The sequence below is a fragment of the Micromonospora sp. DT227 genome (assembly GCF_049841835.1).
In the GTDB taxonomy this organism is placed as follows: Bacteria; Actinomycetota; Actinomycetes; order Mycobacteriales; family Micromonosporaceae; genus Micromonospora.
This window is the reverse complement of sequence record NZ_JBNCLA010000001.1, coordinates 1,689,968-1,704,477: the sequence shown is the minus strand read 5'-3', so window position 1 is coordinate 1,704,477 and position 14,510 is coordinate 1,689,968. Positions and strand designations below refer to the sequence as shown.

11 protein-coding genes are annotated in these 14,510 nt (G+C 73.5%); 2 read left to right on the top strand and 9 right to left on the bottom strand.

Annotated features, from left to right (window positions below):
- Nucleotides 1–201 precede the first annotated feature (201 nt).
- The 9 genes from ACLQ2W_RS08610 to ACLQ2W_RS08570 form a co-directional block, all read right to left on the bottom strand.
- A complete protein-coding gene (locus ACLQ2W_RS08610; protein WP_425785921.1) occupies nt 202–960 on the bottom strand; it encodes a MerR family transcriptional regulator in 759 nt (252 codons plus the stop codon).
- A 55-nt stretch (nt 961–1,015) separates the two neighbouring features.
- Nucleotides 1,016–3,208 carry a putative bifunctional diguanylate cyclase/phosphodiesterase gene (locus ACLQ2W_RS08605; protein ID WP_425785920.1) on the bottom strand — a complete coding sequence of 731 codons (2,193 nt, stop codon included), beginning with the start codon at nt 3,206–3,208 and terminating at the stop codon, nt 1,016–1,018.
- 295 nt (nt 3,209–3,503) lie between these two features.
- The gene (locus tag ACLQ2W_RS08600; RefSeq protein WP_425785919.1) at nt 3,504–5,696 is read right to left on the bottom strand and encodes a S1 family peptidase; all 2,193 of its coding nucleotides are present in this window, start codon (nt 5,694–5,696) and stop codon (nt 3,504–3,506) included.
- 142 nt (nt 5,697–5,838) lie between these two features.
- Nucleotides 5,839–7,392 carry a glycosyl hydrolase gene (locus ACLQ2W_RS08595; protein ID WP_425785918.1) on the bottom strand — a complete coding sequence of 518 codons (1,554 nt, stop codon included), beginning with the start codon at nt 7,390–7,392 and terminating at the stop codon, nt 5,839–5,841.
- Nucleotides 7,393–7,485: 93 nt separating this feature from the next.
- Entirely contained in the window at nt 7,486–8,958 is a 1,473-nt protein-coding gene (locus tag ACLQ2W_RS08590; protein ID WP_425785917.1) for a hypothetical protein, read from the bottom strand.
- A 43-nt stretch (nt 8,959–9,001) separates the two neighbouring features.
- Nucleotides 9,002–10,072 (bottom strand): hypothetical protein, encoded by a 1,071-nt coding sequence (locus ACLQ2W_RS08585; protein WP_425785916.1) that lies wholly within the window; start codon nt 10,070–10,072, stop codon nt 9,002–9,004.
- 258 nt (nt 10,073–10,330) lie between these two features.
- Nucleotides 10,331–10,564: a zinc-ribbon domain-containing protein gene (locus ACLQ2W_RS08580; RefSeq protein ID WP_107158271.1), complete on the bottom strand. Its 234-nt coding sequence runs from the start codon at nt 10,562–10,564 to the stop codon at nt 10,331–10,333.
- An 80-nt stretch (nt 10,565–10,644) separates the two neighbouring features.
- Nucleotides 10,645–11,988, bottom strand: coding sequence for a class I SAM-dependent methyltransferase (locus ACLQ2W_RS08575; RefSeq protein ID WP_425785915.1), 1,344 nt, complete (start codon nt 11,986–11,988; stop codon nt 10,645–10,647).
- Complete coding sequence (locus tag ACLQ2W_RS08570; protein WP_425785914.1) at nt 11,985–13,370, bottom strand: FAD-binding oxidoreductase; 1,386 nt, start codon at nt 13,368–13,370, stop codon at nt 11,985–11,987. Before ACLQ2W_RS08570 ends, ACLQ2W_RS08575 begins: the two co-directional genes overlap by 4 nt.
- Before the next feature lie 83 nt (nt 13,371–13,453).
- Between ACLQ2W_RS08570 and ACLQ2W_RS08565 the strand changes: the two genes are divergently transcribed.
- Nucleotides 13,454–13,738, top strand: a complete 285-nt coding sequence (locus ACLQ2W_RS08565) for a DUF427 domain-containing protein (protein WP_281943917.1) — start codon at nt 13,454–13,456, stop codon at nt 13,736–13,738.
- Nucleotides 13,739–13,795: 57 nt separating this feature from the next.
- Nucleotides 13,796–14,509 carry an RICIN domain-containing protein gene (locus tag ACLQ2W_RS08560; protein ID WP_281943919.1) on the top strand — a complete coding sequence of 238 codons (714 nt, stop codon included), beginning with the start codon at nt 13,796–13,798 and terminating at the stop codon, nt 14,507–14,509.
- Nucleotide 14,510: the final 1 nt, after the last annotated feature.

Here is a 14,510-nt window from a genome sequence, read left to right as displayed (position 1 = left end):
GCCTTCGCACCGCCTACGAACTTGATGGCGTGAATGGGTCGGCCAGTGCGCGGCCAACCGCAGCCGCCGTGCTGACCCATTCTTGCCATCAAGTTCGTAGGCGACCCGTGGCACTGTCTGACCCAGGCCAGCCCGGGCCACGAGCCCTGCTCAGGGCGCCTCGACGCCGAGGATCGTCGTCACCTGGGCCGCGGGGCGGGCTCAGGCCCGGCTGATCGCGTTGGCGTGGATGGCCTCGTTCAGGTAGGCGGCCATCCCGGGCCGGATCGTCTCGAAGTACGCGGTGAACCGGGGGTCGGCCACGTACATGTCGGCCAGCCCGGTGTGGATCTCGTACGAGCAGTCGTACCACCATTCGGTGATGAGCTGGCGGTGCTCCTCGGCCAGCGCCATCGCCTCCGGGCCCTCGGCCGGCGCGCCCGAGTCCATCAGCGCGGCGAACCGCCGCCCCCAGTCCTCGTTCACCGCCTTGTTGCGCAGCCAGTCCTCCTTCGAGTAGCGGCTGGCCCGCTGCTGCGACTGCCGGTACGCCTCGGTGTCACCCCAGCGCTGCTCCACCTCCTCGGCGTGCTCGTCCGGGTCGAAGTCCCCGAACACCTCGAACCGCTCCTCCGGCGTCAATCGGATCTCCAACTTCCTCGCCTCCATCGCGCGCTCGATCGCCGCGACCATCTCCTGGAGCTTGCCGATCCGCCCGGAGAGCAGCTCGTGCTGCCGGCGCAGGTGCGCCGCCGGGTCGGCGTCCGGGTCGTCCAGGATCGCGGCGATCTCGTCAAGCGGGAACCCCAGCTCGCGGTAGTAGCGGATGAGCTGGAGACGGTCCAGGTCGCGGTCGTCGTAGCGGCGGTAGCCCGCCGGGGTCCGCCCGCTCGGCCGCAGCAGCCCGATCTCGTCGTAGTGGTGCAACGTGCGGACCGTCACCCGGGCCGCCCGCGCCACCTGACCCACCGTGTACGCCATGGGTTCCCTCCCTTCCGCGACCAAGGCTCCCGCCTCCCGCAGCGTGAGGGTCAAGTCACCCGCTGATTCTCTCGTGCGCCAGCGTGGGCAGCAGGTCCGGCAGGGCGCTCGGACGGCCGTACCGCCAGCCCTGGCCCTGCCGGCAGCCGATCGCGGTGACCGCCGCGTGCTGGGCGCCGGTCTCCACCCCCTCCGCCACCACCGCCAGGTCGAACGCGCCGGCCAGCCGGTTGACCATCTCCACGGTGGCGTACGCGCGGGAGTCGCCGGCGCCCAGCCGGGACACGAAGGATCGGTCGATCTTCAGCTCGGTGGCCGGGATCCGGTGCAGGTAGCTCAACGACGAGTAGCCGGTGCCGAAGTCGTCGATGGCGATGCGGATGCCGAGGTCGCGTAGCTGGGCCAGCCGGTCGAGCACCGCCTCGCTGCCCTCGATCAGCGCCGACTCGGTGAGTTCGAGGGTGAGCGCGCGCGGCGGCAGCCCGGCCGCCCCCATCGCGCCGGTGACCGTGGCGATCAGGTCCGGCCGGCACAGGTGGGCGGCGGCGATGTTGACCGCGACGGTCACCTCGGGGGCCCGCTCCCGCCAGGTCGCGGCGGCCCGGCACGCCTCGTGGATCACCCAGCGGTCGATGGCCAGGATCAGCCCGGTCTCCTCGGCCAGCGGCAGGAACCGTGCCGGGGTGAGCACGCCGAGCCGGGGATGCCGCCAGCGGACCAGCGCCTCGGCGCTACGCACCGTGCCGGTGGCCAGGTCGACGATGGGCTGGAACTCCATCAGCAACTGACCCTCGTCGACCGCGCGGCGCAGGTCGGCGATCAGCTCGGCCCGGCTCACCGCCGACTCGCGCAGCTCCGGCGTGCACGTACGCCACGCGGACTTGCCGGCCGCCTTCGCCGCGTACATGGCGATGTCGGCGTCGCGCAGCAGGTCGGTGTGCGAGCTGTGCTGCGGGCCGTACTCGGCGATGCCGATGCTGGCCGACGGGTGGACGCCGAGGTCCTCCTCGCCGGGCAGCGGTTCGAGCGCGGCGAGCAGCCGCACGGCGAGCCGCTCGGGGGCCACCGGACGGTCCCCGCCAACAAGCACCGCGAACTCGTCGCCGCCGAGCCGGGCGATCATCCCGTCCGGACCGGTCGCGTCCCGCATGCGCGCCGCGGTGGTGGTGAGCAGGCGGTCCCCGGCGGCGTGCCCGAACCGGTCGTTGACCTGCTTGAAGCCGTCCAGGTCGAGCAGCACCACGGCGACCGGTCCGCCCGCCCGCAGCGCGCGGCGCAGCCGCCGGATGAAGGTCAGCCGGTTGGGCAGGCCGGTGAGCTGGTCGGAGTAGGCCAGCCGGCGCAGCCGGGCGACCAGCCGCAGGTTCTCGTTCGCGGCCAGCCCCTGCCGCAGCGCCAGCACCCCGAGCAGCGCCATCATGCCGACGAAGACCAGGTGCGGGGTCTGCCCGGTGGGCTGCCGGGACACCATCACCGCGACGATCGCGCCGCCCACCGGCAGGTACGGCAGCGCGACCCGCCACCACGGCGGCAGCGGCGACTCGCCGGCGTCGTCCTCCCGGTCACCGCAACCCGGCGCCGGATAGCGGGTGGCCAGGCCGACCAGCAGGTAGCTCAGCGGCCAGCAGACGTCGACCGGGTGCCCGGGGGCGTAGCTGCCGTGCGCGACGAGGGAGACGTAGACCGCGTCGGCGCCGGCCCGGATCGCCAGGCCCGCGCCGATCAGGGTGAGCGCCCGCCACATCGGCCGGCCCGGCCCGGCGACCGCCACCAGGATGGTGAGCTGCATCAGGTCGAACATCGGGTAGAGCAGCCCGAACGTGCGCAGTGGGTCGGACAGGTCGGCGGCGGCGAGGTCGCGGAACACCACCACCCAGCCGATCGGGATCAGGGCCAGCCCGACGATCACGCCGTCGAGCAGGGTGCGGGCCTGCCCGATGAGGCTGCTTCCGCCGGCCCGGGAGCAGAGCAGCGCGGCGGTGCCGGTGACGATGCCGGCGGTGAAGAGCCCGCCGACCAGCGGCGTGTGCGGCAGGTCGAGCCCGCTGAGCCGCTCGACTGTCCACACCGTACGGCCGAGCGCGGCGAGGGCCATGGTGGTCGCGAGCAGCCACCAGAACCGCCGCAGCGGGACCGGGTGCCGGCGGGCCGCGCCGACGCAGAGCACCGCCGCCCAGCTCGACACCGCCATCGCGCCGAGGTCGCTGACCAGCGCCGCGCCGGGCAGGGCGGCGACCAGCCAGATCATTTCCCCGAGTACGACGACGGCGGCCGCGACGAGTCCGACACGGCCGGCGAGCGGGTGACGGGCCGGCGCCGCGGCGGCGAGGCTCACGTCGTGCGGGGGGACAACGATGCGCTCCGGCTCTCTTCCAGACGTGCGCCCTCGGTGATGAGGACCGGACGGCGGACGACGAACGGCGCAAGCCTAGTCAGCGCCGGGGGCCGCCGCCAGACTCGGTCCGGTGTCGGTCACCGGACGTGACGCGGGCCGTCCTACCGCGGTGGAGACGGCCCGCGTCCTCATCGGACTCTGGTGCGGATCACCAGCGGCGGGTGCTGTCCGGCCAGGAGTCGTACGACTGGGCGGAGAGGATCGCGTCCCAGCCGGCGCTGGCCGTGCCGGTCGGCACGTACGCCGCCAGGTCGGCGCCGCTCGTGTCGAACGGCCTGGTTTCCAGGTAGCCGGTCAGCACACCGTTGGCGTCGCGCCGGTAGTACTGGCCGCCGCCCGGCGAGAAGATCGACGTGACCCCGGTCCAGCCGCTGGTCGCCGGGTCGAACCGGCCGTCCCAGGCGCCGGCCGGCGTGACGACGTAGGTGGCCAGGGCCCCGGTGCTGGTCGTGGTGATCAGATGCCCCTTGCCGTTGGCGCCGAGGGACTGCACCCCGAAGCCGCTGGCGATCGGCACCACGTGGTTGGGCAGGTCGGTGGTCGCGTCGGCCGGCTTGGCCTTGGCCACCGTGTACCTGTGCAGGACGCTGCCGGCCTGCCCGAAGAGTGAGCCGTTGCCGTCGTAGACCAGCCGGTCGTGCGTCCAGCCGCCGCCGAGGCGTTCGGTGGTGCGGGTGAAGGTGAGCGGCTGGACGCTTGTGACGTCGACCCGGTGGAGGTCACCGCCGTTGGTCACCAGCAGGGTGTCCGAGCTGAGGGTGGCCAGCGCCTTGGGCGTGAAGCCGAGCGTCTGCTCGGAGACCGTCCGCACCACGATCGCGCCGGTCACCGGGTCGAGGGCGGTGTAGGTGAGCCGGCCGTCCGGACGGGCGCCGAAGACCGAGATGACGCCGTGCCACGGCCGCGCCGACAGCAGGGTCTGGTTCCAGCCGCTGGTGCTGACCGCTGTGGACTTCGTCAGGTCGGCACCGCTGCCGTCGACCGGGTTCGCGTCGCGGAAGCGGTCCAGCCCGCCGCCGGCCGTGCGGGCGAAGTACCAGCCGCCACCGGGCGAGAGCACGTGGGTGTAGCCGGCCCAGCCGGTCGTGGCGAGCGTACTGAGGATGAACCCCTCCGGCCCGCCTCCGTTGATGCGGTAGGAGAGCAGCCGGCCGTCGGTGAGGTTGCCGAGGATACGGCCCGGCGCCGGGGAGGTGAGCGTCTTCTGGCTGAAGCCGGCGGCGACCGTCACCGGGTACCCGAGGTCGTTCTGCGAGGTCGGCTTCTCGGTGGTGAGCGTCCGGCGACGCAGTTCGTAGCCGACCTGCCCGTAGAGCGAGCCGTAGCCGTCGTAGGTCAGCCGGTCGTAGGAGGACCAGCCGTCCATCACCCAGGTGGTGGTGAACGTCAGCGGGTCGACGCCTGTCACGTCCAGCCGGTACATCTTGCCGCCGGTGTCCGTCACCAGGATGGTGTTCTCGTTCAGCGTGGCCATCGCCTTGGGCGTGAAGCCGAGCGTCGCGGTCGACACCCGGTTGGCGCGCAGTTCGCCGCTGGCGGCGTCGATGACGCCGTAGGTGAGCTGCCCGGTGGCGGTCACGCCGAAGATCTGCACGTCGGCGGTCCGCTCGCGGATCCACGCGGTCAGGTCGTCCACCCGGGTGACGGTGGCCCCGTCGCGGGTCTCGGTCTCGCCGAGGCAGCCCTTCTGCCAGGAGGTGTTGCCGATCGCCACGAGCTGCGGCGTACCGGCGACGACGCGGAACGCCGGGCCACCGGCGTCGCCCCGGCAGATGGTGGCCCCGGCCGAGGCGCCGGTGACGTCGGCGGTGGCCGTGCCGACACCCTGCACGGTGAAGTCGGCCGCGTGCAGCCGGTCCGGCACCCACTCGGTGGCGGTACGGCCGTACCCGGCGATGGTCAGCGTGTCGGCCGCGGCGGGCGCGGCGGTGGCGAGCGCGACCGGGGTGATGCCGGTGACCGGGTTGGCGAGCCGGAGCAGCGCCAGGTTCCGGTCCGGGTGCGGGAGGACCGCGACGGCGGCGCGCTCGTGCCCGGCGGTGCCGGTCAGGTCGGTACGCCCGACGACGACTGTGGTGGGGCGGGCCGGGGCGCCGGCGGCGACGGGGCCGGTGCCGTCGGTCAGGCAGGTCTTCGCGGTGACCACGAAGTTCGGGTCGACCAACGCGCCGGTGCAGGCGCGCAGGTCACCAAAAGTGATCTTGGCGGTGAAGGCGTAGGTGCCGTCGGGCACCGGGGTGGCGCCGCTGACGGCCGACGCGGTCCCACCACCCAGCAGTGTCGAGACGGTGACGACGCCGAGGAGAGCGGCTCCCCATCGACGGGCATGGCGAACTGACAACGAATCCCCCGTGGTTCGAGTCGGCGCGGACCGGGGGTCCGGTCCGGTCCCGCTGGATGCTATCCGGCGGACACGCGACGTGTAGCGCGCCGGAACATAACCGCCCAACAGCGACAGCCAGCCGGACCGGACCGACCCGTCGTCACTGGACGGTGACGTTGTCCACATAGATCGCCGAGGTGCCGCCCGCGCCACTGCCCGGCACGAACTGCACGCCGATCTCCCGCACGTCGCCGAGGTTGGCCACGCCGGCCAGCGACAGCGACAGGTTCACCCCGGCCGAGGTGACCGCGACCGAGCCGCCGTCGAACCACTGCCAGCCGGCGCCGGTCTTGACGTAGAGCTTCGCCTGGCTGCCGGTGCCGAAACTGCCCCACGGCGCGACGCGCGCGGTGGCCCGCAGCGTGCCGCGCCCGCTCAGGCTGGTGGTGGCGGTCTTCTTCAGGTACGCGGCCCCGGCGCCCAGGTTGACGTCGGACTTCAGCGAGCGGGTGCCCTCCGCCGCCCACTCGGTGACCTGCCAGGGCCCGCCGGTGACTCCTGCGCCGGTCCAGCCCTCGGTGCCGGACTCGAACCCGTTGAGCAGCGTGCCGCCGGACGGGGGCGGGGTGGTGCCGCCGCCACCCGGCTCGGTGACGTTACCCAGGTCGACCTCGCCCCGGTTGGCGATCCAGGAGTTGGTGAACAGCGTGCTCGCGCCGGCGTTGCGGGCCGGGCCCCAGCCGTCGTTCCAGGCCAGGAAGTAGGACGTCTTCGGGTAGCTCTGCTGGAACGCGGTGACCCAGCGCCCGTAGTCGAACGAGCCCTGGCTGTCCGGCCCGATCTCGGCGAACGCGAACGGCTTGCCCAGCCCGACCAGCTCGCTGTACGCGGACTGGATGCCGGAGACCTGCGGGTTGTCGTCGTACGCGTCCATGCCGACGACGTCCACGTAGGAGTTGCCCGGGTAGTAGGTGGTGCGGTTGCCCCGGCTGAAGTCGGCCGAGTAGACCCAGAGCAGGTTGTCCAGCCCCTTGGTGCCGGTGAGGTAGGTGTACGTCTGCTGCCAGACCTGCTTGAACGTGTTCGGGTCGCGGTTGCCCCACCAGAACCAGTCGCCGTTGACCTCGTGGAACGGTCGGAACAGCACCGGTACCCCGGCGTTCTCCAGGTCCTGGAGGCCGGCGGCCATCTTGTCCTGGAGCTGACGCCAGCGGGCGCCGGCGGCGGTCGACGGGTTGAGCAGGTCGGCGAAGTTGCCCATCGGGGTGTTCAGCCCGCCGCCGTTGGCGTTGGCCGGGCTGGGCAGGTGCACGCTGATGGTGACCAGGCCCCCGCTGGCCGACCAGGACTTCAGCGACGAGTTGCAGGAGTAGTCGACCAGCGCGGTGATGTCGTTGTTGGTCGCCCAGCCGGAGCCGTAGTCGCAGCTCAGGATCGCCGGGTACTGGCCGGTGGCGGCGCGCAGCTCCTCGGTCTGGCTCAGCGAGAAGCCGCTGTTGCTGTAGCCGCCGAAGAAGCCGGAGGCGATCCGGTTGCTGCTGCGGTTCGGCAGGTGGGCGAGCCAGTTGAGCACGTTGCGGGTGGCGGTGGACGCGTTGGCGTTGGCCGGGGCGACGGTGTGCGCCTCGGCCGGCGCGACGACGGAGAGCGCGGTGGCGGCGGCCAGGACGGTGGCGGCGGCGGTCGACGCGAGGCGGATCCTGCGGCTTCGCATGGGTCACCTTTTCGGTTCGGGAGGTGGTGTGGCTGCCCCCCCAGTGCACTACTGAACCGATTAAGTTTCAAGCATGTAAATGAATTGATACGGCTACCCGTCGTGATGCTCCGGCGGTCCGCCGTGCGTCCACGGCGTCTCCTCCGGCGCCGGGAACACGCCACCCGGCAGGTAGCCGTCGGAGAGACTGGTCAGGCAGATCCGCTCCCCCACCTCCGGCACACTGCCGGCCGGCGCGGTCAGCCCGCGCCCCATCCCGCCGGACAGCTCCAGCACCACCTCCGTCTTGCCGTCCCCGCCCGGGGTCACGAACACCACGGTCGCCTTCTGCCCCGGCCGGGCCGGCGAGTACAGCGTCGCGCCCACCGGCATCGGCACCGGCTCGACGGTCACCACCTGGATCCGGGGCCGCAGCACCGGCCGCCGACCGGAGTCGTCCACCCGCTTCGGGTCCGCCAGCGTCACCTCGCCCACGAACGCCTCCCCGGCCAGCCGGTGCTCGGCCATCACCAGCGGATCGTCGTACGCCCGCTGCACCGCCCACGCGGTCAACGCCCGCTCCAGCCGCTGCAACCGCAGCGCCGCGGCCACCGCGCCGTCCCGGCGCGGCTGCGGACCGCCGCCGGCGTCGACGTGCTCGGCGTACCCGGTGAACGCGTCCCGGTCCCCCGCCCACCGACCCGCCACCCGCGCGCCGGGCGGCAACGCCCGCACCAGCCCGACCCCGCGCCACATCAGCTCCCAGGTGGGCGCGAGCTGGCCGCGCAGCAGGTCACCGAGTTCGGCGTACGCGGACGCGCGCGCCACCGGATCGTCCTCCGCCCCGGCGTACGCCTCGATCGCCGGGGCCAGCCGGTGGTTGTCGAAGTCCGGGTCGGTGGCCGGCCCGGCCGGTGGCACGAGCGCCGGGTCCTCGGCCCGGAGCGCCGCCTCGGCCCCGGTCGACCCCGGCGGCGGGTCGAGCCAGCCGAGCACCGCCGGCAGGTGCAGGTCCTCCACCGCGCTCTGCCCGGTCGCCCAGTGCAGCGTCAACGCGTCGGTCATCGCCAGCAGCGCCGCCGAGCCGGGCTGCTCGGCCCGCTCCGCGAAGAAGGTCAACCAGCGGCCGAGCAGCGGCACCGACGGGTGCACCGGATAATCGCCGTCCGGACGACGGAACCGGGTGGACCGGCCGAACAGCCGCAGGAACGTGACCCCGGCCGGGTTCGGCACCAGCAGTTGCGGCGCGTCGACGTACCGGTGGCGGACGTCCCGGCCCCGGTCCACCGCCACCGCCTCGGTCACGCCGCGGAACGAGTCCAGATAGGGCAGCACGATGCCGGCCAGCTCGGCGGCGAACGCGAACCGCTGGTCCCGGTTGCGGGGCTGCGGCACCACCAGCAGCCGGGCCTCGTCCGGCGCGGCGCCCACCAGCACGGCCAGCGGGGCGTTCGCCTCACCCGCGAGAGCCAGCGGCACCAGCACCAGCGGCCGGTCCGACAGGTGCAGGTGCCGGACCGTGGCCACCGGCTGGGCCCGCCCGGCAGCGACCGCCTGCGCCCGGGCCAGCGCGCGCAGCGTACTCACCGCGGCTCCCCCGCTCGACGCGCCCGCGCGCTCCGGGGCGTACTCATGAGGGGTTTCCGGCGAGGGCGTCGGCGCGCAGGCGCGCGGCGGCCCGCAGCAGCGCGGCGGCCTCCGCCTGCTCCGGCTCCGGGGTGCGGACGCCCGCGGCGAGCGCCAGCACGTCCGTCACCGCCGGCACACCGCCGAGCGCCTCCCGGACCGGCCGACCCAGCGCCCCGGTCTGGCCGCGCGCCTCGTGCCGGCAGAAGAAGGCCAGCTCGCAGGCGGCCAGGCAGTCCGGCGCGTAGCGGGCCGGCACCTCGTGCAACGCGGCGGCCAGCGTGGCCGGATCGGCCGCCGGATCGGCGGTGAAGCCGGCCGGCAGGGTCGCCAGCAGGTCGTCGACGCGGGCCATCCGGGCGAGCTGCCGGCGCAGCACCAGGAGCTGCCGACGGACGTCGAGCAGGCTGGCCACCGGCCGGTTGGCGAAGTCGCGCGGGCAGATCAGCACCACCTCGTGCGAGACCAGCTCCGGGTCGCGTCCCCCGGCGGCGAGCAGCTCCCGCAACGCCAGCACGTAGACCGCGGACTGGATCGCGGCGGCGGCCACCTTCGCCGGGTCGGCCTGCCCGTCGATCACCGGGAACGACTTGATCTCCACGACGTGGAACCGGCCGGCCAGCCGGGCGGCGACCAGGTCCGGCTCCAGGTGCACGCGTCGGCCGGCCACGTCCAGACCGAGCAGCGGATGGTCGAACAGCGCCGGAGCGTCCCCGCCCGCCGTCAACGCCGCCCGGGAGCGTTCCGTCCGGTCCTCGTCGCCGCCCAGGTCCGTCCAGGTCGCGCCCGCCGGCACCGGTACGCCGAGCCGCTCCGCCACCAGGCGCAGCAACTCCACCCCGCCGTCCGCCTTGACCTGGGCCTCGAACGCGTTGCCCCGGGTGATGGCGAACCGGGACTGCCCGAACCGGGCCGGGAAGCCCAGCCGCTCGGCCAGCGCCGGCTTGTCCGCGCCGGCGCTGTCCAGCACGGCGCGCCGGGTGCACCCGGGGTTGCCGGTCAGCGCCGCGATGGTGCGGGCGTTGTGCCGCCGCGGCGGTCCCCCACCCCGAATCTCCCCCAGCCGATCTTCCACCCGATGAAGTGTAAGGAGGGGCCCCCGCTTAACGCCTCCGGTAGAGGCGGGGCCCCCTGTTAACACCCGCTCCGGCGGGTCAGCGGCCGGCGGAACGGTTCCACGGGGAGCGCGGGGACAGCGCGCCCGCCGTCGGTCGGCGCCGGCGCCGGTGCCGACGCCCGGGCGTGCAGGGTGGGCGGGCGGCGGTGTGCACCGGTACGGCGGGCGGCGTGACCATCGGCCGCCCCATCAGCCAGCAGAGGAAACGGGTCACGGTCAGCCGACCGGGAGGCGCTCGGCCTCGGCGCGGGAGATGTCGTACTCGGCGCCGCAGAACGTGCACTGCTGCGCGTACCGGGTGCGCACCGGGATCAGCGGGACGAAGAAGAGGCTGAACTTCGTGGCCCGCCGGGTGATCACCTGTGCGGCCTGGTTGCCGCAGTGCCGGCAGACCCGGGTGACGACGCCGGACCGGGTGACCTTGGTCCGCAGCCCGAAGATGAAGAACATCGCCCGCCATTACCCAACCGCGGCACGTGTTAAGCGGGGCCCCCTCCTATACCTGAGGCGTTAACAGGGGGCCCCTCCTTTCAGGGCGTCCAGTCCGGACGCAGCGGGTAGCCGTTCACCCCCTGCGGGCCGTTGTGCGTGGCCAGCACCTGGTGCAGTTGGATGCCGTTGCGTTCGAACGCCATCCGGGAGCCGGCCATGTAGAGGCCCCACACCCTGGCGGTGCCCGGACCGACCTCGTTGACGCAGAAGTCCCAGTGCTCGACCAGGTTGCGGCACCAACCGGCCAGCGTCAGCGCGTAGTGCTGGCGCAGGTTCTCCTCGTGGTGCACCTCGAACCCGGCGTCGTGGATCTCGCTGATCAGCCGCCCCGGGCCGGCCAGCTCACCGTCCGGGAAGACGTACCTGTCGATGAACGCGCCGGAGCGGTGCGGCGCCCGGTTGTCGGCCCGGGTGATGCAGTGGTTGAGCAGCCGCCCGCCGCGCTTGAGCCGGGACCGCAACGCGCCGAAGTAGGCCGGGTAGTTGCGCACGCCGATGTGCTCGGTCAACCCGATCGAGGAGATCGCGTCGAACTGCTCGCGCGGCGCGTCCCGGTAGTCGAGGTGCCGCACCTCGGCCAGGTCGCCCAGCCCCTCCCGCTCGATCGCGGCCTGCGCCCACTCGGCCTGCGCCTTCGACAGCGTCACGCCCAGCGCCTTGACGCCGTACTCCCGGGCCGCGTGCCGGACCATGCCGCCCCAGCCGCAGCCGACGTCCAGCAGCCGCATCCCCGGCGTGAGCGCCAGCTTGCCGGCGACCAGGTCGTACTTGGCCCGCTGCGCCTCCTCCAGCGTGTCGCCGGGAGTGCGGAAGACCGCGCAGGTGTACGTCATGGACTCGCCGAGCACCTTCTCGTAGAAGGCGTTCGACACGTCGTAGTGGTGGGAGATCGCGGTGCTGTCCCGCGCCCGCGAGTGACGCAGCCCGTTCACCACCCGCTTCCAGCGCGGCGCCGCCTCCTGCGGCGGGGCCGGCGGGGGCCGCAGCCGCTCCCAGCCCAGCCCCTTGACCAGGGCCAGCGCGTCGGCCACCGGCGGCATCCGCAGCGGCATCTCGTCCTTGAGCACCCGCAACGCCTCGTACGGGTCGCCGGGGTGCACGCCGTCGAGCCCCAGGTCACCGCTGACGTAGGCCCGGGCCATGCCCAGGTCGCCCGGCGCGGTGAGGAGGTACGACAGACCCCGCTCGGTGCGGATCGCCAGGGTGATCCCGGCGTCGGCCGGGCCCACCGCGCTGCCGTCGTACCCGGTGACCCGGACGGGCAGGTCGCCGGTGGTCACCGCGCGGATCACGTCCGCGACGGTCGGTCCGGTGCGCCGGCCGCCCGTGGGCGGCCCGGCCGGGGCGCTCGCCGCCCCCGGTGTTCGGTCGGTCAGACTCATGCTCGGGATACCGCCTTCTCGTACAGTCCGGTGAGTCGGTGCTCCGGGTCGTAGCGGTCCTTCACGGCGCGCCAGGTCTCCCCGCCGTAGAGCCGGTCGAACGCGGCCCGGTCGTAGTACGCGTCGGAGTAGAGCGACTTGTGGCCGCCCGTCTCCGACACCATGTGCTCGATCCGCCGGTTGACGTCGCCGTCGGCGGCGCCCGGCGCGATCGGGACGCTGCCCCAGAAGCCGATGTTCACATAGGTCTCGCCCGGTTGGAGCGGATACAGCGGCCACGCCCGGGCCGATCCCGGGCCGGCCGGCTCCCGCAACCGCAGCGGGCAGAGCCACACCGGATCCATTCCCACGTGCGCCGCGAACCAGCGCAGGAACTCCGGCGTACGCGCCAGCGGGATCTCCACGTCCTGCACCACCCGCTCGCGCGCCGGCCGGCCCCGCCACCTGTCGACCCGGGCGGCCACCTGGTGCCGGTGCTCGAAGCGCACGATCTTGTGATAGAAGTCGCTGCGCCGGTAGCGCTGCGGCCAGAGCCGCCGGAGGACCGGGTGCTGCACGCCGAACGCGGACGAGCACCAGAACCAGTCGGTGTCCCACCGCCAGAGATAGTCGTACGCGGTCAGCACGTCGCGGGTGCGCCGACGCAGGGAGCGGTAGTAGATCTCCTGGCCGGTGTAGTCGGACGGACGGCCGTCGGCCTGGTCGGTGAACGTGGCGAGCACCAGGTAGGACTCCCCGGGGCTGAACATCACGCCGTCCATGGCGTCGACCGGCTCGCCCCCGAACGCGCCCTTGTCGACCACCTCGCCGATCGCGTCGACCAGCTCCTCCAGCCGGGTGAACCGGATGTTGCGCAGCGCCACGTGCCGGCCGACCGGTTGCAGCTCGATGCGCAGCCGGGTGGCGTAACCGAGGCTGCCCAGCGAGTTGGGGAACGCCCGGTGCAGCTCGGCGTGCTCGCCCCGGGGACGGGTGGTGATCAGCTCCCCCGCGCCGGTGAGCACGTCCATCTCGGTCACCGACTCGTGCGGCAGGCCGTTGCGGAACGACGTCGACTCGATGCCCAGGCCGGTCACCGCGCCGCCCAGCGTGATGGTGCGCAACTGCGGCACGACCAGCGGCATCAGCCCGTGCGGCAGCGTCGCGTCGACCAGGTCCTCGTAGGTGCACATGCCCTGCACGTCGGCGGTGCGGGCCGTCGCGTCCACGTCGAGCACCCCGGTCAGCCCGCGCACGTCCAACCCCGGCACCCGGGGCGCGGAACGGGGGCGGAACAGGTTCGAGGTCTGCTTGGCCAGTCGCACCGTCTCACCGGCGGGCACCGCGGCGTACGAGCGCCGCAGCGCGTCCACCGCCCGTTCATGATCACGGACAGCTCGCATGAGATCACCTTACGCCCCGGTCCGACAATTCGTGGCACCCTCGACGGTGGCCGACGGGCGGGTCGCGGCATAGCGTGGAGGCCATGCCGAAAGCCGTCTGGAACGACCTGGTCGTCGCGGAGAGCGACGACACCGTGCTGGTCGAGGGCAACCACTACTTTCCGCGTACGGCCCTGCGCGACGACCTGATCCGCTCCTCCGACACGCACACGGTCTGCCCGTGGAAGGGCACCGCCTCCTACTACACGCTGGAACACGACGGGGCCACCAGCCCGGACGCGGTCTGGTACTACCCCGACCCGAAGTCCGGGGCCGAGATGGTGCGGGACCGGGTGGCGTTCTGGAAGGACGTCCGGGTCGTCGACTGAGTCACCGGCCGCCGGGGCGACTGGCCCTCGGCGGCTCCGGTGGGTCAGGATGCCCCCATGGCCGACCCGCGTCCCGACCCGTCCGGCACCGTCTACGGTGCCCGCCCCGCCCGCGGCGGGAGCCGGCTGCCCCGGGACCCGCTGATGCGGACCGCGCTGGGCATCGGCCTGGTCGGCGTACTCCTGGGGGTGTTCTTCGCGACCGGCGTGCTGGGCGGCGGGGCCGACCGGCCGGTGGTGCCGGCGGCGGCCGTGCCGACCCCGGCGGAGAGCGAGCCGAGTTCGGCCCCGCCGACCACCCGGGCCGCGCCGTCGCCCACGCCGAGCGCGACACCGGAGACACCGGCCGCGCCGGTGGCCACGCCCCGGGTGATCCGGGGCGTGCCGTCCGGGCGCTGCGTCGGCGTCACCGGCGACGACCCGGAGGGCGCGCAGGCCGCGCTCGCCGACTGCACCGGCGGCCCGGAGCAGCAGTGGGTGGTCACGCCGGTCGCCCCCGACACCTACCTGCTGGTCAACGCCGCCAGCGGCAAGTGCCTCGACGTCAACGAGGCGAGCACCGACGACGGCGCCGACGTGCAGCAGTGGTCCTGCAACGGGCAGGCCAACCAGCAGTGGAAGCTCCAGCCGACGGGCGGCGGGCCGGTGCTGCTGGTCGCCGTGCACAGCGGCAAGTGCGCGCAGGTCGACGACGCGGGCACCGAGGCCGGTCGGGAGCTGGAACAGGCGCCGTGCGGCGGCGCCGCCGAGCAGCAGTGGGCGCTCGGCTGAC